Here is a 23,869-nt window from a genome sequence, read left to right as displayed (position 1 = left end):
GCAGGGCCGGGCGCGCTGTGGACGACCGTAATCGGGTCGCGAAAAGGGTCATAGTCGGCGTCTCCGGTGGCATCGCCGCCTACAAGGCGTGCACGGTCGTCCGCCAGCTCTCCGAGGCCGGGCATCTCGTCCGCGTCATCCCCACCGAGTCCGCGCTGCGGTTCGTCGGCGCCGCCACGTTCGAGGCGCTCTCCGGCCAGCCGGTGCACACCGGGGTCTTCGACAACGTCCCCGAGGTGCCGCACGTCCAGCTCGGCCAGAAGGCCGACCTGGTGGTGGTGGCGCCGGCCACCGCGGACCTGCTGGCCCGCGCGGTGCACGGCCGCGCCGACGACCTGCTGACCGCCACGCTGCTCACGGCACGGTGCCCGGTGCTGTTCGCGCCGGCGATGCACACCGAGATGTGGCTACACCCGGCCACCGTCGACAACGTGGCCACGCTGCGGCGCCGCGGGGCGGTGGTGCTGGAACCGGCGTTCGGCCGGCTCACCGGCACCGACAGCGGGTCGGGCCGGCTGCCCGAGGCGGAGGAGATCACCACGCTGGCCCAGCTGCTGCTGGAACGCCACGACGCGCTGCCCTACGACCTCGCCGGCTGCAAGGTGCTGGTGACCGCCGGCGGCACCCGGGAGCCGATCGATCCGGTGCGCTTCATCGGCAACCGCAGCTCGGGCAAGCAGGGTTATGCGGTGGCCCGCGTCGCCGCCCAGCGCGGCGCCGAGGTCACGCTGATCGCCGGACACACCGCCGGGCTGATCGACCCGGCCGGCGTCGAGGTGGTCCAGGTCAGCTCCGCGCAGCAGCTCGCAGACGCGGTCGCCAAGCACGCCCCGGCGGCGGACGTGCTGGTGATGGCGGCGGCCGTCGCCGACTTCCGCCCGGCGCAGGTTTCCGCCGCCAAGATCAAGAAGGGCGACGAGGGACCGCCGACGATCGAGCTGGTGCGCAACGACGACGTGCTGGCCGGCGCGGTGCGGGCGCGCGCCAACGGCGAGCTGCCCAATATGCGGGCCATCGTCGGGTTCGCCGCCGAAACCGGCGATGCCGACGGCGATGTGCTGTTTCACGCCCGCGCCAAGCTGCGCCGCAAGGGCTGCGACCTGTTGGTGGTCAACGCGGTGGGGGACGGCCGGGCGTTCGAGGTGGACAGCAACGACGGGTGGCTGCTGGCGTCCGACGGCACCGAGTCCGCGCTGCAGCACGGCTCCAAGACGTTGATGGCCAGTCGTATCGTGGATGCGGTCGCCACGTTCCTGCACGGCGGCGGGTAATACGGTTCGGTTTTCCTGCGGCGCGAGGCCAGGGGCCGGCCGGCCCGATGCCAGCCGATATGATTCGGTTAACTAATTATTTGGAAGGATTGAGACTGTGAGCGAAAAGGGTCGCCTGTTTACCAGTGAGTCGGTGACTGAGGGACATCCCGACAAGATCTGTGACGCGATCAGCGACTCGGTCCTCGACGCCCTGCTGGCGCAGGACCCCCGCTCACGTGTCGCGGTGGAGACGCTGGTCACCACCGGTCAGGTGCACGTCGTCGGCGAGGTGACGACGACGGCGAAGGAAGCGTTCGCCGACATCACCAACACCGTCCGGGCGCGCATCCTCGAGATCGGCTACGACTCGTCGGACAAGGGCTTCGACGGGGCGTCGTGCGGCGTGAACATCGGCATCGGCGCCCAGTCGCCCGACATCGCCCAGGGCGTCGACACCGCCCACGAGACGCGCGTCGAGGGCGCGGCGGACCCGCTGGACTCGCAGGGCGCCGGCGACCAGGGCCTGATGTTCGGCTACGCGATCGCCGACACCCCCGAGCTGATGCCGCTGCCGATCGCGCTGGCCCACCGCCTGTCCCGGCGGCTGACCGAGGTCCGCAAGAACGGCGTGCTGCCGTATCTGCGGCCGGACGGCAAGACGCAGGTCACCATCGAATACGAGGACAACGTCCCGGTCCGGCTCGACACCGTGGTGATCTCCACCCAGCACGCGGCCGACGTCGACCTGGAGCGGACGCTGACCCCCGACCTTCGCGAGAAGGTGGTCAACACCGTGCTCGACGACCTCGCGCACGACACGCTGGACACCTCGTCGACGCGGTTGCTGTTCAACCCGACCGGCAAATTCGTCGTCGGTGGCCCGATGGGCGACGCCGGGCTGACCGGGCGCAAGATCATCGTCGACACCTACGGGGGCTGGGCGCGTCATGGCGGCGGCGCCTTCTCCGGCAAGGACCCGTCCAAGGTGGACCGCTCGGCGGCGTACGCGATGCGCTGGGTGGCGAAGAACATCGTGGCCGCCGGGCTGGCGGAGCGGGTCGAGGTGCAGGTGGCCTACGCCATCGGTAAAGCCGCCCCGGTCGGCCTCTTCGTGGAGACCTTCGGCACCGCCACGGTCGACCCGGTCAAGATCGAGAAGATCGTCCCGGAGGTGTTCGACCTGCGGCCCGGCGCCATCATCCGCGACCTGGACCTGCTGCGCCCGATCTACGCGCAGACCGCCGCCTACGGCCACTTCGGCCGCACCGACGTCGAACTGCCGTGGGAGCAGCTCAACAAGGTCGACGACCTCAAGCGCGCCGTCTAGGTTCCTCGGCGAGCAGACGCAAAATCGCATGAATCACTAAGCTAAAAGGCGATTTTGCGTCTGCTCGCGGCACCGGCGTCAGCCGGTGAACCGGTAGTCGTCGAGGTCGAACCGCCGGCTGCGCCAGTAGGCCTCCACGGTGGTGGTGGGGCGCAGCGGCACGTCGCCGTTCTTGTCGAAGTAATAGCTGTTGGCCAGCCGGCAGCTGTCCTGCCAGAAGATCTGCCGGTGCCGCCGGCGCAGCATCTCGGCGAAGTACCGGCCGTTGGCCTCCTCGGTGACCTCGACGCGCGTCGCGCCCTCCCGCCGGGCCCGTTTCAGGCACCGCACGATGTGGTGGGTCTGCGTCTCGATGAGCGCGAAATACGAAGAGCCGACGTAGCCGTACGGGCCGAACACGGTGAACAGGTTGGGGAAGTCGGGCACGCTGACACCCTCATAGGCCTGCAGCCGGTGTTCGTCCCAGAACCGGCTCAACGACTTGCCGCCGCTGCCGGTGACCGCGAACGTCGGGACGTCGTCGGGGTCCATCACCTTGAATCCAGTGGCCAGGATGAGCACGTCGATCTCGTGGCTTTCGCCGTCGGTGGTGGCCACCGCCGTTTGCGTGATCTTGTCGATCGGGTCGGTGACCAGTCGCACGTTGTCGCGGTTGAACGTGGCCAGGTACTCGTTGTGGAAACCGGGGCGTTTGCAGCCGACCGCGTAGCGCGGCGTGAGCTGGTCACGCACCGCCGGGTCGTGCACCTGCTTGCGCAGATAGGCCCGCCCCGCCGACTCCATCCGTTTGGCCAGCGGCAGCACGGTGAAGTAGTGCGCCGAGATGGGGAAGGTGATTTCGACGAACGCCTGGCTCAGTAGCCGCTGCAGGACCAAGACGGCGGGGATGCGCATCGCCCAGCGGGCCGGCGCGGGCAACTCGACGTCGAGCTTGGGGAAGCACCAGATCGGCGTGCGCTGAAAAACCGTGAGCTGCTTGACGATCGGCGCGATCTCGGGGATGACCTGAACGGCCGAGGCGCCGGTGCCGATGATCGCGACGCGCTTACCGGTCAGGTCCCGGTCGTGGTCCCAGCGCGCGGTGTGCATGGTGACGCCGCCGAAGGTGTCCACGCCGTCGATGTCGGGCAGCTTGGGCACGGTCAGCACGCCGCAGGCGCTGATCAGGAACCGGGCGGTCACCGTGCCGCCGGGGTCGACCTGCACCCGCCACAGGGACTGCTCGTCGTCGAACTCGGCGGATAACACCTTGGTGTTCAACCGGATTCGCGATCGGATGCCGTATTTGTCGACGCAGCGTTCGGCGTACGCCTTGAGTTCACGCCCCCGCGCGTACGTGCGCGACCAGTCCGGGCTCTGCTCGAAGGAGAACTGGTAGGAGAACGACGGGATGTCCACGGCGATGCCGGGATAGGTGTTCCAGTGCCAGGTCCCGCCGACCCCGTCGCCGGCCTCGACGACCAGATAGTCGGGCAGGCCGGCGGCGTCCAGCTTGATGGCGGCGCCGATGCCGGAGAAGCCGGCACCGACGATCAGCGTGTGGTAGTCGGGGGTCTGACTCATCGGTGCCGCCTAGGGGTGCAGGGCCTTCTTCAGCGCGGCCAGCCCGCGGTCGGTGGCGGCACCGGCCGCGGGAATCACCAGGGCGAAGCTGGCGTAGCCGTGCACCAGGTCGGGCTCGTTGCTCAATTCCGCGGGCACACCGGCGGCGGCCAGGAGCTCGGCGTAACGGGCCCCGTCGTCGCGCAGCGGATCGTGTTCGGCGGTCCCGATGTAGGCGGGCGGCAGCCCGGACAGGTTTGTCGCGTTCGCCGGGGCGAGGGTGACGGGCAGCGTCCCGGGGTCGCTGATGTCGACGTCGGGCAGATACCAGGACAGGAAGGCGTCGATCACGTCGCGGTCCAGGATGGGGGCGTTGGCGTTCTCGGTGAACGACGGCATCGACAGGTCCGCGGTGACGACCGGGTACCACAGCAGCTGGAAGCTGAGGTCGGGACCGGCGTTCGCGCTGGCCAAATGCGCCATCACGGCGGCCAGGTTCCCGCCGGCCGAGTCGCCGGCGACGGCGATCCGGCCCGGGTCACCGCCGAGCTCCGCGGCGTTGGCGGCCACCCACTGCAACGCCGCCCAGGCGTCCTCGACCCCCGCCGGGAACGGGTGCTCCGGGGCGAGCCGGTAGTCGACGGACACCACGATGGCCTCGGCGCCGACGGCGTGCGCGCGGGCCAGCGGGTCGTGGGTGTCCAGTCCGCCGAGGCAGAACCCGCCGCCGTGGTAGAAGACGACGACGGGCAACGCCTCCTCCGGTTCCAGGGGCGGCCAGTAGATGCGCACGGGGATGTCGGTGAGTTCCCCGTGACCGATCGTGCGGTCCTCGATCCGCAGGTCCGGCAGCATTTCCGGGGGCACCTGGAGCAGCCGCAGCCGCTTGCGCGCGACCTCCACGCCGTCGGCCGCGCTGAAGGTCATGGGGAAGGCGTCGAGCAGCGCCTTGAACGTCGGGTCGATGCCCGGTCGGGCGAAGGTGGGCTCCGTCATGGATTCACCGTACGCTCCGGGTTCACCCACGCAGGCCCGATCGCAGGGCCGTCAGCCCACGCTGCATCGCCGCGGTGGCCGCGGGCACCGCGCCGGCGTAACCCAGGTAGCCGTGCACCAGGGTTTCGGCGTTGTGCACCTCGACGGCCACGCCGGCGTCGGCCAGCCGTTCGCCGTACCGGATTCCGTCGTCGCGCAGCGGGTCGTAGCCCGCGACGGCGATGTAGGCCGGCGGCAGGCCGGACACGTCCTGCGCGCGCCCCGGCGCCATCCCCGGCGGCGGCGCGGACAAGTCGACTTCGCCCGCGTACCAACGGGAGAACTCGGCGACGGCCCTGACGTCGAGGATCGGCGCGTGGGCGTTTTCGGTGAACGACGGCAGCGATGCGTCCCACATCGTCGAGGGATACCACAACAGCTGGAACGCGATCGGCGGCGCACCGTCGTCGCGCGCCCGCTGCGCCAGCACGGCGCTGATCGTGCCGCCGGCCGAATCCCCGGCCACGCCGAGGCGGTTCGGGTCACCGCCCAACTCGGCGGCGTGCCCCGCTGCCCAAAGCGTTGCCGCCCAAGCGTCTTCGACGGCGGCGGGGTAGGGGTGCTCCGGCGCCAGCCGGTAGTCGACGGAGATCACGATGGCGTCGGCGCCCGCCGCGTGCTGGCGCGCGGTGCCGTCGTAGCTGTCGAGGTCACCCACGACGAAGCCGCCGCCGTGGAAATACAGCACGACGGGCGGCGCGCTGCTCCCGGTGCTGGTACCGGAATCGATTGGGGGCCAATAGATCCGGACAGCGATCGGCCCGTCCGGACCGGGAATGGCCCGGTCCTCGACGCGCAGCTCGGGATGCAGCGGCCGGCGGGGCAGGTCGCGGAAGCGCTGCCGCGCCGCGTCGACGCCGTCCTCGGTGGATAGCCGGAAGGGAACCGCATCCAGTACCTTCTGCAGGATGGGGTCGATAGCGGGCTTTTCGTCGGCTGTGTTGTCCAAGCTGGGCATGGACGTACCGTACGCACCTCGGCTGGTGTTCGGCGGCTGGGTGGTCGCCGGCTGGGCGGCCCTGGGCTACGGCGTCTACCTGACCGTGCTGGCGTTGGGCTCGCCGCCGGGGACCGAGCTGACCGGGCACTGGGTGCTGCAGCCGCTGTTCAAGGCGTCGATGGCGTTGCTGCTGACCGCCGCCGCGGCCGGCCACGCCGTCGTCCGCGAGCGGCGATGGCTGATGCCGGCGCTGCTGCTGTCGGCCGTCGGGGACTGGGCGCTGGCGATCCCGTGGTGGACGCAGTCTTTCGTGGTGGGCCTGGCCGCGTTCCTGTTGGCGCACTTGTGTTTCCTGGGCGCACTGGTGCCGCTGGCCCCGAGGCGCCCCTCGAAGCTGCGGATCGCCGCCGTGGTGGCCATGTGCCTGGCCACCGTCGGGCTGCTGGCGTGGTTCTGGCCGCACCTGGGCAAGCTGACGCTGCCGGTGACGGCCTACATCCTGGTGCTGACCGCGATGGTGTGCGCCGCGCTGGTGGCGCAGCTGCCGACGATCTGGACGGCGGTGGGGGCGGTGTGTTTCGCGGCGTCCGATTCGCTGATCGCCATCGGCCGCTTCATCCTGGGCAACGAGGCGCTGGCGGTGCCGATCTGGTGGTCCTACGCGGCGGCCCTGATCCTGATGACGGCCGGGTTCTTCTTCGGCCGTGAGGCATCGGTCGACGCCGGCGCCCCGGGCCCGGCCGAAAGCTGAACCGTCGGTCGAAAGCGGACGTAAAGACGTTGAGCAGCAACCCATTACGGGTCCAGAGGTTGATGTGACCGCCGACGCGCGCACGCCCGTTCAGGTCGAACCCATCGCCCGGGTGCTGCCGATGCTCTCGGTGCCGCACCTGGACCGCGAATTCGACTACCTGGTGTCGGCCGAACAGTCCGACGACGCCCAGCCGGGGGTGCGGGTGCGGATCCGATTCCACGGCCGGCTGGTCGATGCGTTCCTGCTGGAGCGGCGCAACGACACCGACCACCAGGGCAAGCTCGGCTGGCTGGACCGCGTCGTGTCGGCCGAACCGGTCCTGACGCCCGAGATTCGCCGGCTGGTCGACGCGGTCGCGGCGCGCTACGCCGGGACCAGGCCGGATGTGCTGCGCCTGGCGGTGCCGGCCCGGCACGCGCGGGTGGAGCGGGAACCGGCCACCGCCGCCCGGTCGCCGGTGCCCGTCGCGGTCGACCCGGCGGCGTGGGAGGTGTACGGCCGCGGCGCCCAGTTCCTGGACGCGCTGGCCGAGTCCCGGGCCGCGCGGGCGGTCTGGCAGGCGCTGCCGGGGGAGTCGTGGGCGGACCGGTTCGCCGAGGCCGCCGCGCAGACCATCCGCGCCGGGCGGTCGGTGCTGGCGATCGTGCCCGACCAGCGCGACCTGGACGCGCTGGCGCGGGCCGCGACCGCGCGGATCGACGAGAGCGGGGTGGTGGCGCTCTCGGCGGGGCTGGGACCAGCCGCCCGCTACCGGCGGTGGCTCGCCGCGCTGCGCGGCCAGGCACGGCTCGTGATCGGCACGCGCAGCGCGGTTTTCGCGCCGCTGAGCGACCTCGGCCTCGTCATGGTGTGGGCCGACGCCGACGACAGCCTGGCGGAGCCGCGGGCGCCCTACCCGCACGCCCGCGAGGTGGCGATGCTGCGGGCACACCAGGCCCGGTGTGCGGCGCTGATCGGGGGCTACGCGCGCACCGCCGAAGCGCAGGCGCTGGTGCGCAGCGGGTGGGCGCACGACATCGTCGCGGCCAGGGCGGTGGTGCGCGCCCGCACGCCGCGGGTGGTCGCCCTCGATGACACGGGCTACGCCGACGAGCGCGACCCGGCCGCCCGCACGGCCCGCATCCCGTCGATCGCGCTGCGCGCCGCCCGGTCGTCGCTGCAGGCCGGGGCGCCGGTGCTGGTGCAGGTGCCGCGGCGCGGTTACGTCCCGTCGCTGGCCTGCGCGCGCTGCCGCACCATCGCGCGGTGCCGGCACTGCACGGGGCCCCTCTCGCTTGCCGAGTCCCCGCAGCAGGGCGGCCCCGCGCTGGTCTGCCGGTGGTGCGGGCGGATCGATCCGACGCGGCGGTGCGCGCGCTGCGGGTCGGACGCGGTGCGCGCCGTGGTGGTCGGGGCGCGCCGCACCGCCGAGGAGCTCGGGCGGGCCTTCCCCGGCACCGCGGTGGTCACCTCGTCGGGGGACGGCGTCGTGCCGGAGGTCGCCGCCGGCCCGGCCCTGGTGGTGGCCACCCCGGGGGCGGAGCCGGTCGCGGCGGGCGGCTACGGGGCGGCGCTGCTGCTCGACACCTGGGCGCTGCTGGGCCGGCAGGACCTGCGTGCCGCCGAGGACGCGCTGTGGCGGTGGATGAGCGCCGCGGCGCTGGTGCGCGCGCGCGGCGACGGTGGGGTGGTGCTGGCGGTGGCCGAATCGTCGATCCCCACGGTGCAGTCGCTGATCCGCTGGGATCCGGTGGGCCACGCCGAGGCGGACTTGGCGGCGCGCGCCGAAGTCGGCCTGCCGCCGAGCGTGCACATGGCGGCCCTGGACGGCGCCGCCGAGGCGGTGGCGGCGCTGCTGGAGGAGGCCGGGCTGCCCGACGGGGCCGACGTGCTCGGGCCGGTGGATTTGCCGGCCGGTGTGCGCCGGCCTGCCGGAACGCCGGCCGGTACGCCGGTCACGCGGATGCTGGTGCGCGCCCGCCGTGAGCAGGGCCTGGCGCTTGCCGCGGCGCTGCGCCGCGGGGTGAGCGTGCTGTCCGCCCGCCAGGCCCACGAGCCGGTCCGGGTGCAGATCGATCCGCTGCACATCGGGTGACCTCGCCAAATCCTTCCCGGGGAGATAGTATGCGTCGGAAATAATTCCTCACCACGACGTTGGAAGGTGCACACCCTTCCCGTTCTTCAGCCGCCGATACGCCGGAGTTAGTCCGGAGAAGGGGCGAGATGGCAGCGGACAACGCGGCGACAGCGGACGAGTCGCTCGACGTAATCACCGACGCTTTGCTGACGGCTTCCCGGTTGCTGGTCGCCATCTCGGCACGCTCGATCGGGCAGGTCGACGAGACCATCACGATCCCGCAATTCCGGACCCTGGTGATCCTGTCCAATCGGGGCCCGGTCAACCTGGCCACGCTGGCCGGTCTGCTCGGGGTACAACCGTCGGCCACCGGGCGGATGGTCGACCGGCTGGTCGCGGCCGGGCTGATCGACCGGCTACCGCACCCGACATCCCGGCGCGAGCTGCTTGCCGCGTTGACGAAGCGGGGGCGGGAGGTCGTTCGTCAGGTCACCGCGTACCGGCGCAGCGAAATCGCGGCCATCGTGGAGCAGATGCCGCCGCCGGAGCGGCACGGGCTGGTGCGGGCCCTGACCGCGTTCACGGCGGCCGGCGGCGAGCCGGACGTCCACATGGACGCCGACATCGATCTCTAACGCTTCTCGGCGGTGATCAGCAGGTACTCCCACTGCATGATGCCGTTGGTGAGGTAGCGCTGCGCCAGTTCGAGAAGTTGGGCGTCGAGCTCGGCGGACAGCACGCGGTTGTGTCCGATGTTGGCGTAGGCCTCGATCGTCGGCCCGTAGTGGTTCTTGAAGTACGTGTGCACGGCTTCGGCGCTGTCGAACCGGTTCACTTCCAGCATGCCGCGCACCGCGGTCATCCGGCCGACGCGCCGGCCGAGCAGGCCGGTGACGTAGCCTTCCCGCCCCCATAGCGCGGCCGGCGGCACCGCCTGCGACAGGCTGGGCCGGTACGGGCGGATGGTCGCGAGCATCCGCCCGAAAAACCCTTCCGGGGTCCAGCTGATCACGCCGATCGTCCCGCCCGGTTTGCAGACGCGGACCAGCTCGTCGGCGGCCCGCTGCTGTTCCGGCGCGAACTGCACGCCGATCGCGGAGATGACGACGTCGAACTCACCGTTGCCGAAGGGCAGCGCGTGCGCGTTGGCCTCCCGGTAGTCGATCGTCAGGCCCTGGGCGGCGGCCCGGGCCCGCGACCGCTGCAGCAGCTCGGGCGTCAGATCGCTGGACACGACGTCGGCGCCCGTCGCGGCGGCGGGCAGCGAGATATTGCCGGAGCCGGCCGCGACGTCGAGTACCCGTACGCCCGGACCGATGCCCATCGCCTTGACCAGGACCGGGCCCAGCGGGGCCATCACTTCCTCGGCCATCAGGGCGTAGTCGCCGAGCGCCCATACCGCGCGGTGCGGGGCAGCTTCGCTGATCGTGGTGTCGATCGAGGTGTCGAGAGTCATCAGACCTCCTTGGGGTGAGGAAAGGGCTGCCCACTCGACCTCGTTGTCACTAGCACGGCAGTGCGGTCAGGCCATTAGAAAATTGCCTTCAGAAACAGTATGCATCAGAAATAATAACTGTGCGCAACTTACGGCCGTATCGGCGGCGGCTTTCTAGACTGTGCCGGTGCGTCTAGTCTTCGCCGGCACCCCCGAACCCGCGCTGCCCGCGCTGCGCCGCCTCCTCGACTCGCCCCGCCACGAGGTGATCGCCGTGCTGACGCGGCCCGACGCGGCGGTCGGCCGGCACGGCAAGCCGCAGCCCTCGCCGGTGGCGCGCGAAGCTCTCGATCGCGGTATCCCGTTGCTGCGGCCGGCGCGGCCGAACGCCGACGAGTTCGTCGCCGAACTGTCGGCGTTGGCGCCCGACTGTTGCGCGGTGGTGGCCTACGGTGCGCTGCTGCGCGACGGCCTGCTCGGCGTGCCCCCGCGCGGGTGGATCAACCTGCACTTCTCGCTGCTGCCCGCCTGGCGGGGGGCGGCACCGGTGCAGGCAGCGATCGCGGCCGGGGACACCATCACCGGGGCGACGACGTTCCGGATCGAGCCCAGCCTGGACTCGGGCCCCATCTACGGAGTCGTCACCGAAACCATCCGGCCGACCGACACCGCCGGCGAACTGCTCGAGCGACTGGCCGTTTCGGGTGCGGCGCTGCTGTCGACCACGCTGGACGGCATCGCCGATCAGACGTTGACGCCCCGGCCGCAACCCGCCGACGGGGTCAGCGTGGCCCCGAAGATCACCGTCGAACAGGCCCGGGTGCGCTGGGACCTGCCCGCGCTCGTCATCGAGCGCCGGATCCGCTCGGTCACCCCCAGCCCGGGAGCCTGGACACTGATCGGCGACGTGCGCATCAAGCTCGGCCCGGTGCACGTTGACGCGGACGCCCCAGAACCCCTGGCGCCCGGCGCGATTCACGTTGACCGCAAACACGTGTGGATCGGCACCGGTTCCCAGCCCGTGCGGCTTGGCCAAATACAGCCGCCGGGAAAGAAATTCATGAACGCCGTGGACTGGGCCAGGGGCGCACGACTCGACCCCGCGGCGCGGGCGACGTGAACCCGCCCCGACCGCCTAACAGCGGACGCGGCAGGCGGCGCCGGCCGCTCGACCCCGCGCGCGCCGCCGCGTTCGAGGTGTTGCGGGCGGTCAGCGAGCGCGACGCCTACGCCAACCTGGCCCTGCCCGCGCTACTGCGCGAACGCGGGATCAGCGGCCGCGACGCCGCTTTCGCCACCGAGTTGGCGTACGGGACCTGTCGCACCAGGGGGCTGCTCGACGCGGTCATCGGAGCCGCTGCGGGCCGCTCGCCGGACACCATCGACCCGGTGCTGCTCGACCTGCTGCGGCTCGGCGCCTACCAGTTGCTGCGCACCCGGGTCGACTCGTACGCCGCGGTGTCCACCACCGTCGAACAGGCCGGGATCGAATTCGATTCGGCCCGAGCCGGATTCGTCAACGGCGTGCTGCGTACCGTCGCCGGCCGCGACGAGAAGTCGTGGGTCGAGGAACTGGCGCCCGACCCGTCGCGCGACCCCGTCGGGCACGCCGCCTTCGTGCACGCACACCCGCGCTGGATCGCGCAGGCCTTCGCCGACGCCCTGGGTCCGGCCGCCGGCGAGCTGGACGCGGTGCTGGCCAGTGACGACGAGCGCCCCCAGGTGCACTTGGCCGCCCGCCCCGGGGCGTTGACCGCCGCGGAGCTGGCCGACGCCGTGGGCGGCACGGTGGGCAGGTATTCGCCCTACGCGGTGTACCTGGCGGGCGGCGATCCGGGGCGGCTGGCGCCGGTGCGCGACGGCATCGCGCTCGTCCAGGACGAGGGCAGCCAGCTGGTGGCCCGCGCACTGACGCTGGCGCCGGTCGACGGCGACGCCGGGCGGTGGCTGGATTTGTGCGCCGGGCCGGGCGGCAAGACCGCATTGCTGGCCGCGCTCGGGGCCGGATCCGGGGCCCGCGTCACGGCGGTGGAGCCGGCCCCGCGCCGGGCCGACCTGGTGGTCGAGAACACCCGCGGGCTCCCGGTCGACGTGATGCGGGTCGACGGGCGGCAGACCGGGCTCGAGCCGACCTTCGACCGGGTGCTCGTCGACGCGCCCTGCACCGGCCTGGGGGCGCTGCGGCGCAGGCCCGAGGCGCGGTGGCGTCGCCAGCCCGCCGACGTGCCCACGCTCGCGAAGCTGCAGCGCGAACTGCTGGGCGCCGCGATCGCGTTGACCCGGCCCGGCGGTGTGGTGCTTTACGCGACCTGTTCGCCGCACCTCGCGGAGACCGTCGGGGTGGTCGCCGACGCGCTGCGCCGCCACCCGGTGTGCGCCTTGGACACCCGGCCGCTGTTCGAGCCCGTCACCGGGCTGGGGGATGGGCCGTACGTCCAGCTCTGGCCGCACCGGCACGGCACCGACGCCATGTTCGCGGCCGCGCTGCGCCGCGAGGCGGGGTAGCGCGTGCGCGAACCGATGGGTCCCGGCGCGGCCGCGCTGCGCCGCGAGGCGGGGTAGCGCGTGCGCGAACCGATGGGTCCCGGCGCGGCCGCGCTGCGCCGCGAGGCGGGGTAGCGCGTGCGCGAACCGATGGGTCCCGGCGCGGCCGCGCTGCGCCGCGAGGCGGGGTAGCGCGTGCGCGAACCGATGGGTCCCGGCGCGGCCGCGCTGCGCCGCGAGGCGGGGTAGCGCGTGCGCGAACCGATGGGTCCCGGCGCGGCCGCGCTGCGCCGCGAGGCGGGGTAGCGCGTGCGCGAACCGATGGGTCCCGGCGCGGCCGCGCTGCGCCGCCTCGCGTGAACCCGATCGCGACGCTCAGTAGTGTGGCGCACATGGCTGGCAACCCCGGTAGGCCGCTCATCGCGCCGTCCATCCTGTCCGCCGATTTCGCGCGGCTGGCCGATGAGGCCGCCGCGGTGGTCGGCGCCGACTGGCTGCACGTCGACGTGATGGACAACCACTTCGTGCCCAACCTGACCATCGGCCTGCCGGTGGTCGAAAGCCTGCTCTCCGCGACCAGCATCCCGATGGACTGCCATCTGATGATCGAGGACCCCGATCGGTGGGCCCCCGGCTACGCCGAGGCCGGCGCCTACAACGTCACCTTCCACGCCGAGGCCACCGACAATCCGGTCGGGGTGGCGCGCGACATCCGCGCCGCCGGCGCCAAGGCGGGGATCAGTGTCAAGCCGGGAACGCCGTTGGAGCCGTACCTGGAGATCCTGCCGCACTTCGACACCCTGCTGATCATGTCGGTGGAGCCGGGCTTCGGCGGCCAGAGTTTCATCCCCGAGGTGCTCAGCAAGGTCCGCACCGCGCGCAAGCTGATCGACGCGGGGGAGCTGACGATCCTGGTCGAAATCGACGGCGGCATCAACGACGACACCATCGAGCTGGCCGCCGAGGCCGGCGTCGACTGCTTCGTCGCAGGGTCGGCCGTCTACGGCGCGGAGGACCCGGGGGCCGCCGTAGCGGCGCTGCGCAGGCAGGCGGCCGACGCGTCACCGCACCTGCGCCGATGAACCAGCCCGGCGACCGCCTCGACGCCGCCATGCGGCTGGCGATCGAGCAGTCGAAGCAGGTCAAGGGCGCCACCTATCCGAACCCTCCGGTCGGGGCGGTCGTCCTGGACGCCGGCGGCGTGGTCGTCGGCGTCGGCGGGACCGAGCCCGCCGGTGGCGACCATGCCGAGGTGTTGGCGCTGCGACGGGCCGGCGACCTGGCGGCCGGCGGGACCGCGGTGGTCACGCTCGAACCCTGCAACCACTACGGCCGGACCCCGCCGTGCGTCAACGCCCTGGTGGAGGCGAAGGTCGGGGCGGTGGTCTACGGCGTCGCCGACCCGAATCCGGCCGCCGCGGGCGGCGCCGCCCGGCTGGCGGAGACGGGTGTGAAAGTGACGGGCGGGGTGCTGGCCGACGAGGTGGCCGGCGGGCCGCTGCGCGAGTGGCTGCACAAACAGCGGACCGGATCGCCGCACGTGACGTGGAAATACGCCAGCAGCGTCGACGGCCGCAGCGCGGCCGCCGACGGGACCAGCCAATGGATTTCCAGCGAGGCCTCGCGGCTGGACCTGCATCGGCGCCGCGCGGCCGCCGACGCGATCGTGGTCGGCACCGGGACCGTGCTGGCCGACGACCCGGCGTTGACCGCCCGGTTGCCCGACGGCTCGCTCGCCCATCGGCAGCCGCTGCGCGTGGTGGTCGGTATGCGCGAAATCCCCTCGGAGGCAAAGGTTCTCAACGACGATTCGCGGACCATGGTGATTCGCACGCACGATCCGATGGAGGTCATCAAGGCGCTTTCGGATCGCACCGACGTGCTGCTGGAGGGAGGACCCACCCTGGCCGGCGCTTTCCTGCGGGCCGGGGTGGTCAACCGCATCCTGGTCTACGTCGCGCCGATGCTGCTGGGCGGCCCCGTCTCCGCGGTCGACGACGTCGGGGTGCCCACCATCGCGCGGGCGTTGCGCTGGCAGTTCGACGGCGTCGACCGCGTCGGCCCGGATCTGCTGCTCAGCCTGGTACCGCGCCGCGACTAACGAGCGACTGACGCCCCGACTAGCGGTTGATCTAGCGCTCGCCTAGCGAAACAGCTTGCGGTTCAGGGACTTCCGGCTCCTCGGCGTGTTCCTTGCGGCCACCGATCAGCAGCCCAAGCAGCGCGCCGACGATGCAGATGACCACGGTGGCGCTGAAGATGTCGCCGTACATCATCGCGAACGCCTTGAGGTACATCGTGCCCTGGGCCGCGATCCGCTCCAGCAGGGACGCGTTGGGAGGTATCGCGGCCGTCAACCCCGCGACGATCTGGTTGAACCGGTACAGGCCCCACGCGCTCAGCGCGGCGACGCCGATCAGCATGCCCGTCATCCGGGCGACAACCACCGCCGCCGAGGCGATGCCGTGCTGGGCCGAGGGAACCACCCGCAGGGCGGCCGAGGTCAGGGGCCCGATCACCAGGCCCAGGCCCACGCCGGCGACCAACAGGTCGGCGTGCAGCACCGGGACGCTGAACACCCCGAAGATGTCGTGTTTCTGGCTCAGCACGTCCTGGCGCCAGTAGTGAATCAGCCAGTAGCCGTACGCCGCGATCAGCAGGCCGACAAAGGTCATCACCCGGTCGCCGACCCGGGTGGCGATCCAGCCGCCCAGCACGGCCCCGATCGGCAGCGCGATCAAAAACCACAGCAGCAGCCCGGCGGCCTGGGTCTGGTCCATCTGCAGCACGCCCTGGCCGAACAGCTCGACGTCGACCAGGGTCACCATCAGCGCCGCGCCCGCAGCCAGCGATGCGCCCAGCGCGGCCAGGAACGGGCGGAAGTGCACCCCCGCGGGCTCGATCAGCCGGGTGCGCGAGAACCGTTCCCAGAGCAGGAACAGCACCGCGACCACCACCGCCCCGATGACCAACGGCAGCCCGTAGCTCGGCAGGATCTGCTTGCCGTCGGGTTGGGGGTTGTAGAGGCCGATCACGGCGAGCCCCAGGGCGACCGCGAGCAGCACACCGCCGACCAGGTCGACCCGTTCGGGGTTCTCGACCTTTTCGTGCGACGGCAGGCTGAATTGGATCATCGCCATCGCGACCAGGGTCAGCGGGACGTTGATCCAGAACACGTAGCGCCAGTCGTGGAACAGGTACACGATGAAGATCCCGTACAGCGGGCCCAGCACGCTGCCGAGTTCCTGCGCGGCGCCGATGCCGCCCAGCACGCCGGCGCGGTTGCGCTGCGCCCACAGGTCGGCACCCAGGGCGAGCGTCACCGGCAACAGCGCGCCGCTGGCCACACCCTGAATCGTGCGGCCGCCGATCAACAGGTGAAAGTCGCCCCAGTGCCCGGCCAGCGCGGTCACCACCGAGCCGACCATGAACAGGGCGAGGCTGACCTGCAGCACCAGCTTGCGGCCGAACCGGTCGGAGGCCCGTCCCAGCAGCGGCATGGCGGCGATGTAGCCCAGCAGGTACATCGTGATGATCCAGGTGATGCGCTGCAGCTGGTTGATCGGGATGTGAACGTCGCTCATGATGTCGCGCATGATCGTGACGACGACGTAGGCGTCCAGCGCACCCAGCAGGACCGCCAGGCTGCCGGCGCTGATCGCGACGCGGCGCCCGGTCTGCGAACTCATGAACTCACCGGGGGCTTGGTGACCTGGACCTGCTCACCCCAATTGGACAGGGTGACCTGGACGGAGTTGCCGGAACTCTTCTGCAGGTTGGCCTGGACCAGCTGGTGGTCACCGCTCTCCTGGACCCAGACGGTGCTCGGGACGGGTTGCGTCGCGTTGAACTGCGGCATGATCTTGTTCACCGCGTCCGCCGTCACGTTACCGCTGATGCGAATGGTGTTCTGGCCGTTGATGGTGTCGCGGCCCTCGGCCTTGGCGTTGCTGAAGTTCGCCAGCGCGTTGCCCAGCCCGGTCTCGGGATTCAGCAGCACCGACACGTCGTAGATGTCGGATGCCTTGCCGAAGTCGCTCCACTTGTTGGGCGTCAGCGTCGCATAGAGGTTGCCGTCGACGACCACGAAGTTCGCGTCGATGTCGGAACCGCCCAGGGTGATCGTGGCGTTGCCCTTGGCGGCGGTGGCCGGCGTCGTGGTGAGGTCACCGGTCAGCGTCTTGATGGGCAGCCCCTGGATCTTGCCCTGGATGCTGAGCACGAGGTGCACACTCTTGACGGCCTTGGTGGCGTCGGCCGACTGCTTGACCAGGGTCGTGGCGTCGGGTAGCGGTGCGCTGCTCTGTTTCGAGCCCGACGAACAGCCGGCGATCAAGGCGGTGGCGAGGGTCAGGGATGCGAGGACGGCCGATAGACGGCGGCGGGTCTGCATACCTTGCATCGTAGAGGGTCCCGGCGACCGGCTTGGGAGACACAGGGCCGCCGCGTCCGCCCGGCGATGACGCGCTGTCGTGCTCACCAGCGCGACCGGGGCCTACCGGCGGCCGATTAGCCTGATGGCATGTTCACCGGAATTGTCGAGGAACTCGGAGAGGTGACGGGCCGCGACGTGCTCGCCGACGCGGCACGGCTGACGATTCGCGGCCCGGTGGTGACCTCCGACGCGGGGCACGGCGATTCGATCGCGGTCAACGGCGTCTGCCTGACCGTCGTCGAGCTGCTGCCCGACGGCCAATTCACCGCCGACGTGATGGAGGAGACCCTCAACCGGTCCAACCTGGGCGCCTTGCAGGTCGGCAGCCCGGTCAACCTCGAGCGCGCCGCGGCGGTCAACAGCCGGCTCGGCGGCCACATCGTGCAGGGGCACGTGGACGGGACCGGCGAGGTGGTGGGCCGGGCGCCGTCCGAGCACTGGGAAGTGGTGCGGATCGGGATCCCCGCGGCGGTGGCGCGCTACGTCGTCGAAAAGGGGTCGATCACCGTCGACGGGATTTCGCTGACGGTCTCCGGGCTCGGCAGCGAACCGGGGGACTGGTTCGAGGTGTCGCTCATCCCCACCACTCGCGAGGTGACGACCCTGGGCCGCGCTCCGGTCGGAACGCAGGTCAATCTCGAAGTCGACGTGATCGCGAAATACGTTGAGCGGCTGCTGACGCATGACCCGAGTTGACAGGCATAAAATCGCATGTTCCCACAGCCGGGCACCGGCGTCATCAACAAGCCGTGCGGGAATTCTCCGCGTGGCTAGCCGCCGCCACACTGCTGCGGATCGTGCTCAGGCCGAAGCCCGCAAACTGCGACTCGGCGATTTATAAAGCACCCGGCTGGCATTTAAATCAATTGCAACACAACGCGATTCAATACCCAACATCGAGCAATTTCCGCTGTGGCGTTTACCCCGATTGAGCGCGCCGCCAGGCCGACGTGGGTGGGCAACCGAAACGACGAAGCCGGCCACTAGGGCCCCGGCTGTCGCGGTGAACTCGACTCTTCACGCTCTTGGCCGCTTACGGCGGTGGCTAGGCGTCCCTAGTCTCGGCGGCGCGAAAGAGGTAATACCACGCGGGGGAAACTCCATGTTTTTGGACCTCCGGGTCCCGGTACTTCGGCTCGGCATGACAGAGGTGGTAACCATACTGTGCGAGTAGCGGATTGATATCGGTACCGTCGTCCAACCGTACGGCGTATTGCCCCTCGTCGTCAGCGTTGGGAACGATGAAAAGGTACTCGATCTTGAGTTCGGCGCACCGGGAGGTCCAATAAGCGACGGCCTCAATTGCGCATTCGGAGAAGCTATGGATGTTGACCGCTAGTTTGATCGTTCCGGGAACGAGATCCCGTTGGTCGTCCAACGCGACGACACGTGTACGTTCCGCGCCTTTTCTCGACAGGTAATACGAGGAGATGAACGTCGACTCGGGGATGGCGTCGATGCAGAAATAGGTATCGATGTTGCCGAACGCCGTTACAGCGCGGTGGGCGAGCCTGCCGTATCCCGCGCCGATATCGAGCACTTTCAACCCCGGCCGGCGCGAGATCCGCAGCGTACGTTCCAGAAACAGCAGCTCACAGACCGAGTCGAGGAGGTCGCGGCTGACGAGCCTCTGATTCCCGTCTTGGTCTGTGTCGGATGTCGGAAACGTAAATACGCCGAAGTCGCCGTCCTCGGTGAGGATGTCGAGAAGACTCAGCGTGTCAATGGATTTCAAATACGAGTATGTCAGCGCATGTTTCTCGGGCGTGTTGTTGGCCTGGAACTGCCAGACGTAGCAATTGTCGCCTCGGAAATAGAGCAGATCCTCCGGCGTGACGTAACCGGGAGCCCAAACGGGCGGTGTGCCGCTGTTGAGGCCGCCATAGCGCTCACGTAGCGCTTGGAGCTCGGGATTTGTCGCACGCAGGGCGGTGTAATCAACGGAAGCAACGCCTTGCCCCGAGTGCCCTCGCCAGTCGAGAAGCCATGGACGCTTACCGTCCTTGATGCGCTCGAGGTCCTCACGGGACAGGGCCGTCAGCATCTCCTGTGTCGCGCGGGCGAGCTGCGACAGGGCCACATCGTCGGGAGTGTCCTGCGGCCAGTCGGAAAACACCATGCCGCTCCTCGTGTACGTCCGGTTTTGCCGCTCTTGAGCGTTCCCACGGTAATGCTCTGGCAATCGGACTTCGCCGCGTGACGTGTAGGGACGAAAGGAGTGGATAAAGATGTTCAGCGGCTGCTCACCGCGCTGTCACAGCTGGGCCGCGTTCGGAGAAGCGCGCCACATGCCGGTTCGGTCAGCAGGGCTCGCCCGGCGGCGTCCAGTACGGCTCGCCGGACGGGGTGTAGCACGGCGGCGGCGCGTCGGGCGGCGGCACCGTCATCGCGTCCGCCGGCAGGACCCAGTTACCCCAACGCCCCGGATCGGTGCATCCACCGACGCTCACATGCCGACCGCCGACGTCGGCGCACGCGTCGGCCGTCGCCCGTTGCGGGCAGGCGATGCCCACTGCAAGTCCCGCCGCGAACATCGAGGTCACGGCCGGTACCGCCAGTCTCACTGCGATTCTCATGCCGCTCAGCGTAGATTGCTGGCTTCGGATGAGGAGCGGTTTCGCCGCACAGGTGCGGGACCAGCCTGCGGCGGCGGAAGGCCCGGAGCGCGCGGCGTTGCGCCGCGGCTGCCCGGGGGTGGACCGGGTCACGGCATCGGCCCTCCGGCGGCGCGGGCGCCGGTCCCCGCGGACGCCGCGGCAATAACGTGGCCCGGGCGGTGGTTCATACTGAATGCAAGACTTGGGCTCTTCCTGCGGACCCCTGAGACAGCAAGGTAGCGACGATGACGAGGTTGGACTCCGTCGAGAGGGCGGTTGCCGACATTGCGGCCGGTAAGGCCGTGGTCGTCATCGACGACGAGGACCGTGAGAACGAAGGCGACCTGATCTTCGCCGCCGAGAAGGCGACGCCGGAGCTGGTGGCGTTCATGGTGCGCTACACCTCGGGGTATCTGTGCGTCCCGCTGGACGGCGCGATCTGCGATCGGCTGGGGCTGCTGCCGATGTACGCGGTGAACCAGGACAAGCACGGCACCGCCTACACCGTCACTGTTGACGCGAGAAACGGTGTGGGAACCGGGATTTCGGCCTCCGATCGGGCCACCACGATGCGCCTGCTGGCCGACCCCGCCAGCGTTGCCAACGATTTCACCCGGCCCGGCCACGTGGTTCCGTTGCGCGCCAAGGACGGCGGCGTCCTACGTCGCCCCGGCCACACCGAGGCCGCCGTCGACTTGGCTCGGTTGGCCGGGCTGCAGCCCGCGGGGGCGATCTGCGAGATCGTCAGCCAAAAGGACGAAGGCTCGATGGCGCAGACCGACGAGCTGCGGGTCTTCGCCGACGAGCACGACCTCGCGCTGATCACCATCGCCGACCTGATCGAGTGGCGGCGCAAGCACGAGAAGCACATCGAGCGGATCGCCGAGGCCCGCATACCGACTCGGCATGGCGAGTTTCGCGCGATCGGCTACGCCAGCATCTACGAGGACGTCGAGCACGTGGCGCTGGTTCGCGGGGAGATCGCCGGACCGAACGCCGACGGCGACGACGTGTTGGTCCGGGTGCACTCCGAGTGCCTGACCGGCGACGTGTTCGGTTCCCGTCGCTGCGATTGCGGGCCGCAACTGGATGCCGCCATGGCGATGGTTGCGCGCGAGGGGCGCGGCATCGTGCTGTACATGCGCGGCCACGAGGGCCGCGGCATCGGCCTGATGCACAAATTGCAGGCCTATCAGCTGCAGGACGCCGGCGAGGACACCGTCGATGCGAACCTGAAACTCGGATTGCCCGCCGACGCAAGGGATTACGGAATCGGGGCGCAGATCCTGGTCGACCTCGGGGTCCGGTCGATGCGGCTGCTGACCAACAATCCGGCCAAGCGCGTCGGGCTGGACGGCTACGGCCTGCACATCATCGAGCGGGTGCCGCTGCCGGTGCGCGCCAACGCCGAGAACATCCGCTACCTGATGACCAAGCGGGACAAGATGGGCCACGACCTGGCCGGTCTCGACGACTTTCACGAATCGGTTCATCTGCCGGGCGAATTCGGCGGGGCCCTGTGACCGCCGGCGACGATGCAGTGGGGGCACCGCCCGCTCGCGGGGGAGTGGGCGCACCTCCTACTGGTTTGGGACGGCGCAGGTGAGCGGTAGCGGGGAGCCGGAGATTCCGGCGCTCGATGCCTCCGGTCTGCGGCTCGGCATCGTCGCGAGCACCTGGCACACCAAGATCTGCGATGCCCTGCTGGACGGCGCGCGCAGGGTGGCCGCCGAGTCGGGCATCGACGACCCGACGGTGGTCCGCGTGCTGGGCGCCATCGAGCTTCCCGTGGTGGCGCAGGAGCTTGCCCGCAACCATGACGCCGTCATCGCCCTCGGCGTCGTGATCCGCGGCGGCACACCACATTTTGAGTATGTCTGCGATTCGGTGACACAGGGTCTGACCCGGGTGGCGCTGGACGCGTCGACGCCCGTGGCCAACGGGGTGCTGACCACCAACACCGAGCAGCAGGCCCTCGACCGCGCCGGGCTGCCGGAATCGGTCGAAGACAAGGGCGCCCAGGCGGCCGGGGCGGCCCTGACCGCGGCGCTGACCCTGCGTGACCTGCGCGCCCTGCGTGACCTGCGCGCTCGGCCGTGACCGATCGCGAGGACTGGGACGTCGAGTTGCGTCCGCACCGCACAACGATATTTGTCTACGGCGCGGCGTTCGTCATCGCCGCGGTGCACATCGCGATCGGCTTTCTGCTCAAGGCCGGATCCACCGGGGTGGTCTTCCAGACCAGCGACCAGGTGGCGATGGTGTTGCTCGGTCTGGTGCTCGCCGGCGTGGTGCTGCTGTTCGCGCGACCTCGGCTGCGGGTCGGCGTGGCGGGCATATCGGTGCGCAATCTGCTGGGGGACAAGCTCATCGCGTGGCCCGACGTGGCCGGTGTCTCGTTCCCGGTCGGCAACCGCTGGGCCCGACTCGATCTGCCCGACGACGAGTACATTCCCGTCATGGCCATCCAGGCGGTCGACAAGGAGCGCGCCGTCGACGCGATGGAAACCGTGCGGTCGCTGTTGGCCCGCTACCGGCCCGACCTGCACTCGCACTGAAACGGGCCGTCCGCGCGCGCGGACAGCCCGTTCAGGTGGACGGGTCAGTACTTAGTGCAGTCCGTCATCATCTGCTGGAAGATCGGCAAAGCCTGCTGCGCGCCCTGGTTGTGCTCGATGGCGTGCAACAGGTTCACGCGCTGATCCGGCGACGACGCCAGGTACTGCTGCAGGAACTGCTGGTTCGGCGGCGACTGGTCCAGGTACTGGGCGGCCATCGGGTTTTCCGCGTGCACCGCCCGCATCGCCTGGTCGTAGCTGCATGTCGTGTGGATCATCGGGCCGTAGTCGGGGGCAGCGGATGCGACCCCAGCAGCGGCGGTCGACGCCAATGCCAGACCGCCAACCCCCAGCGCGAGCCTGGTCAACGAGCGCTTGAACATCTGTGGACTCCCTCCATTGATTGCCACCACTCTAACGTCCAGCTACGACCTAGGTAACCGAAATGGGCGGCCCGCAAACCGTCCGGGTGCCGGCTCAGTCGCCATCCTCGCTGGTCATCGGCCCTTCTGGGGCCGATCCGCCGGTTTCGGACGCCCAGCCGTTCGGCAGCATCGGGACGGTCGGTCCGCGCCCCGAATCGTCGCCGGTCAGGGTCGCCAGGCCGGCCGCCGGCCTGGCCCCGACCGAGCCGGTGACGCCGGACCACCCCATCGTTCCCGCGCCGTGAGCTGAGGCCGCGGTGTGCGCGGCGTACCCGTCGGAGTCGAGGTATTCGTAGCGGCGACCGGGGTCGACCAAGCCCGGCCGGGTGCGCCTGCGGTGCCGGCTCTGGTCCCTCCGCGCCGCGGCGGCCGGGGCCGCGATGGCGTCGGGCGCGGGTGACCGCTGGGCGGCGCCCGCGGCGAGGCTCATGTCCGTGCCGGCCCCGAGGCCGGGAGGGCCGACCACGTAGGGGTAGCCGAACGCGGCGGCGCCGGGGGCGGCCGGGGCCGGCGCCGGGGTGGAGACCGATGCCGCGGTGGGCGCCGGCGCGTGCACCGGGGCGGTGGCGGGGGCCGGAGCGGGTGCGCCGAGACCGGGCGCCATGGCCACGGGGGCTCCCGGGTGGGACGGAGCCGGGGCGGTCGCCGCTCCGGGCGGTCCGGGTGCGGGTTGGGGCGCGCCGGCCAACCCGGCCAGACCCGCCAGACCCGCGGCCCCCGCGGCGGGGATGGGGATGAAGGGGGCGATCAGCCCGACGGAGAGCTGCGTCAATTGGGGCACCTGGGGGAGGAACGTGTACAGCGCCTCGCCCGCCCAGTGCGGAACCTGGGCGGCGAGCATCGGGTCGCCCATCAGGGTGTTGAGAACCGTGGACGGGTTGGATCCGGACTGGCTGAGATCCGCGTTGAGTTCCTGGGCGACTTCCTGCACGCGAGTTACCCACCAGCTCAGCTGATCCGCGCCCCCGCCCGCGTCTTGGTTGGGGGGGTTGGCCAGCTGGATCGGCGGGGGCGCGGATCAGCTGAGC

Annotated in this window: 23 protein-coding genes; 13 read left to right on the top strand and 10 right to left on the bottom strand. The window is 70.5% G+C overall.

The window, feature by feature from the left end; genetic code table 11:
• Positions 1-17: 17 nt before the first annotated feature.
• Together coaBC and metK are read left to right on the top strand one after the other, a co-directional pair.
• Positions 18-1,271, top strand: a complete 1,254-nt coding sequence (gene coaBC, locus BST44_RS21710; protein ID WP_083179156.1) for a bifunctional phosphopantothenoylcysteine decarboxylase/phosphopantothenate--cysteine ligase CoaBC — start codon at positions 18-20, stop codon at positions 1,269-1,271.
• A gap of 97 nt (positions 1,272-1,368) precedes the next feature.
• The gene (gene metK / locus BST44_RS21705; protein ID WP_083179155.1) at positions 1,369-2,580 is read left to right on the top strand and encodes a methionine adenosyltransferase; all 1,212 of its coding nucleotides are present in this window, start codon (positions 1,369-1,371) and stop codon (positions 2,578-2,580) included.
• 78 nt (positions 2,581-2,658) lie between these two features.
• Here metK and BST44_RS21700 read toward each other — a convergent pair whose 3' ends face one another.
• From BST44_RS21700 to lipI, 3 genes are read right to left on the bottom strand one after another with little or no spacing between them, the layout of a single operon-like run.
• Positions 2,659-4,143 (bottom strand): flavin-containing monooxygenase, encoded by a 1,485-nt coding sequence (locus tag BST44_RS21700; RefSeq protein ID WP_083179154.1) that lies wholly within the window; start codon positions 4,141-4,143, stop codon positions 2,659-2,661.
• A 9-nt stretch (positions 4,144-4,152) separates the two neighbouring features.
• Entirely contained in the window at positions 4,153-5,118 is a 966-nt protein-coding gene (locus BST44_RS21695) for an alpha/beta hydrolase (RefSeq protein ID WP_083179187.1), read from the bottom strand.
• Positions 5,119-5,140: 22 nt separating this feature from the next.
• Positions 5,141-6,115, bottom strand: coding sequence for an esterase LipI (gene lipI / locus BST44_RS21690; protein ID WP_083179153.1), 975 nt, complete (start codon positions 6,113-6,115; stop codon positions 5,141-5,143).
• Here lipI and BST44_RS21685 point away from each other — a divergent pair.
• The 3 genes from BST44_RS21685 to BST44_RS21675 all read left to right on the top strand — a co-directional run bounded on the left by BST44_RS21685 (position 6,114) and on the right by BST44_RS21675 (position 9,542).
• Positions 6,114-6,848, top strand: a complete 735-nt coding sequence (locus BST44_RS21685; protein WP_083179152.1) for a lysoplasmalogenase — start codon at positions 6,114-6,116, stop codon at positions 6,846-6,848. The two genes, lipI and BST44_RS21685, sit on opposite strands and share 2 nt — an antisense overlap.
• 121 nt (positions 6,849-6,969) lie before the next feature.
• A complete protein-coding gene (locus BST44_RS21680) occupies positions 6,970-8,925 on the top strand; it encodes a primosomal protein N' (RefSeq protein WP_083179186.1) in 1,956 nt (651 codons plus the stop codon).
• A gap of 128 nt (positions 8,926-9,053) precedes the next feature.
• On the top strand, positions 9,054-9,542 hold the full coding sequence (locus tag BST44_RS21675; protein WP_083179151.1) for a MarR family winged helix-turn-helix transcriptional regulator: 489 nt from the start codon (positions 9,054-9,056) through the stop codon (positions 9,540-9,542).
• On the opposite strand, the gene BST44_RS21670 is transcribed toward BST44_RS21675, so the two are convergent.
• The gene (locus BST44_RS21670; protein WP_083179150.1) at positions 9,539-10,363 is read right to left on the bottom strand and encodes a class I SAM-dependent methyltransferase; all 825 of its coding nucleotides are present in this window, start codon (positions 10,361-10,363) and stop codon (positions 9,539-9,541) included. The two genes, BST44_RS21675 and BST44_RS21670, sit on opposite strands and share 4 nt — an antisense overlap.
• 166 nt (positions 10,364-10,529) lie before the next feature.
• Here BST44_RS21670 and fmt point away from each other — a divergent pair, with 166 nt between their 5' ends.
• From fmt to ribD, 4 genes are all read left to right on the top strand, one after another.
• Positions 10,530-11,462, top strand: coding sequence for a methionyl-tRNA formyltransferase (gene fmt, locus BST44_RS21665; protein ID WP_083179185.1), 933 nt, complete (start codon positions 10,530-10,532; stop codon positions 11,460-11,462).
• Positions 11,459-12,847, top strand: coding sequence for an RsmB/NOP family class I SAM-dependent RNA methyltransferase (locus BST44_RS21660; RefSeq protein ID WP_083179149.1), 1,389 nt, complete (start codon positions 11,459-11,461; stop codon positions 12,845-12,847). Before fmt ends, BST44_RS21660 begins: the two co-directional genes overlap by 4 nt.
• Positions 12,848-13,218: 371 nt before the next feature.
• The gene (rpe, locus tag BST44_RS21655) at positions 13,219-13,908 is read left to right on the top strand and encodes a ribulose-phosphate 3-epimerase (protein WP_083179184.1); all 690 of its coding nucleotides are present in this window, start codon (positions 13,219-13,221) and stop codon (positions 13,906-13,908) included.
• Positions 13,905-14,927, top strand: a complete 1,023-nt coding sequence (gene ribD, locus BST44_RS21650) for a bifunctional diaminohydroxyphosphoribosylaminopyrimidine deaminase/5-amino-6-(5-phosphoribosylamino)uracil reductase RibD (protein WP_083179148.1) — start codon at positions 13,905-13,907, stop codon at positions 14,925-14,927. Before rpe ends, ribD begins: the two co-directional genes overlap by 4 nt.
• A gap of 31 nt (positions 14,928-14,958) precedes the next feature.
• Here the strand turns inward: ribD and BST44_RS21645 are convergent, their stop codons facing one another.
• On the bottom strand, positions 14,959-16,515 hold the full coding sequence (locus BST44_RS21645; protein WP_083179147.1) for an MFS transporter: 1,557 nt from the start codon (positions 16,513-16,515) through the stop codon (positions 14,959-14,961).
• Complete coding sequence (locus tag BST44_RS21640) at positions 16,512-17,219, bottom strand: LppX_LprAFG lipoprotein (RefSeq protein WP_083179146.1); 708 nt, start codon at positions 17,217-17,219, stop codon at positions 16,512-16,514. Before BST44_RS21640 ends, BST44_RS21645 begins: the two co-directional genes overlap by 4 nt.
• A gap of 129 nt (positions 17,220-17,348) precedes the next feature.
• Between BST44_RS21640 and BST44_RS21635 the strand changes: the two genes are divergently transcribed.
• On the top strand, positions 17,349-17,957 hold the full coding sequence (locus tag BST44_RS21635) for a riboflavin synthase (RefSeq protein ID WP_083179145.1): 609 nt from the start codon (positions 17,349-17,351) through the stop codon (positions 17,955-17,957).
• Positions 17,958-18,306: 349 nt separating this feature from the next.
• On the opposite strand, the gene BST44_RS21630 is transcribed toward BST44_RS21635, so the two are convergent.
• On the bottom strand, positions 18,307-19,380 hold the full coding sequence (locus BST44_RS21630; protein ID WP_083179144.1) for a putative sugar O-methyltransferase: 1,074 nt from the start codon (positions 19,378-19,380) through the stop codon (positions 18,307-18,309).
• A 181-nt stretch (positions 19,381-19,561) separates the two neighbouring features.
• Entirely contained in the window at positions 19,562-19,837 is a 276-nt protein-coding gene (locus BST44_RS21625; protein ID WP_244184894.1) for a hypothetical protein, read from the bottom strand.
• Positions 19,838-20,103: 266 nt separating this feature from the next.
• Here BST44_RS21625 and BST44_RS21620 point away from each other — a divergent pair, with 266 nt between their 5' ends.
• The 3 genes from BST44_RS21620 to BST44_RS21610 all read left to right on the top strand — a co-directional run bounded on the left by BST44_RS21620 (position 20,104) and on the right by BST44_RS21610 (position 22,416).
• Complete coding sequence (locus tag BST44_RS21620; RefSeq protein WP_083179143.1) at positions 20,104-21,381, top strand: bifunctional 3,4-dihydroxy-2-butanone-4-phosphate synthase/GTP cyclohydrolase II; 1,278 nt, start codon at positions 20,104-20,106, stop codon at positions 21,379-21,381.
• A gap of 79 nt (positions 21,382-21,460) precedes the next feature.
• A complete protein-coding gene (ribH, locus tag BST44_RS21615) occupies positions 21,461-21,958 on the top strand; it encodes a 6,7-dimethyl-8-ribityllumazine synthase (RefSeq protein ID WP_083179142.1) in 498 nt (165 codons plus the stop codon).
• The gene (locus BST44_RS21610; RefSeq protein ID WP_083179141.1) at positions 21,955-22,416 is read left to right on the top strand and encodes a PH domain-containing protein; all 462 of its coding nucleotides are present in this window, start codon (positions 21,955-21,957) and stop codon (positions 22,414-22,416) included. The genes ribH and BST44_RS21610 overlap by 4 nt, the downstream gene beginning before the upstream one ends.
• Positions 22,417-22,460: 44 nt before the next feature.
• On the opposite strand, the gene BST44_RS21605 is transcribed toward BST44_RS21610, so the two are convergent.
• On the bottom strand, positions 22,461-22,799 hold the full coding sequence (locus BST44_RS21605; RefSeq protein WP_083179140.1) for a hemophore-related protein: 339 nt from the start codon (positions 22,797-22,799) through the stop codon (positions 22,461-22,463).
• 94 nt (positions 22,800-22,893) lie between these two features.
• The gene (locus tag BST44_RS31350; protein ID WP_083179139.1) at positions 22,894-23,772 is read right to left on the bottom strand and encodes a PPW family C-terminal domain-containing PPE protein; all 879 of its coding nucleotides are present in this window, start codon (positions 23,770-23,772) and stop codon (positions 22,894-22,896) included.
• Between the last annotated feature and the right edge of the window lie 97 nt (positions 23,773-23,869).

It is taken from the genome of Mycobacterium scrofulaceum, from assembly GCF_002086735.1.
In the GTDB taxonomy this organism is placed as follows: domain Bacteria; phylum Actinomycetota; class Actinomycetes; order Mycobacteriales; family Mycobacteriaceae; genus Mycobacterium; species Mycobacterium scrofulaceum.
This window is presented reverse-complemented; position numbering and strand designations above follow the sequence as displayed.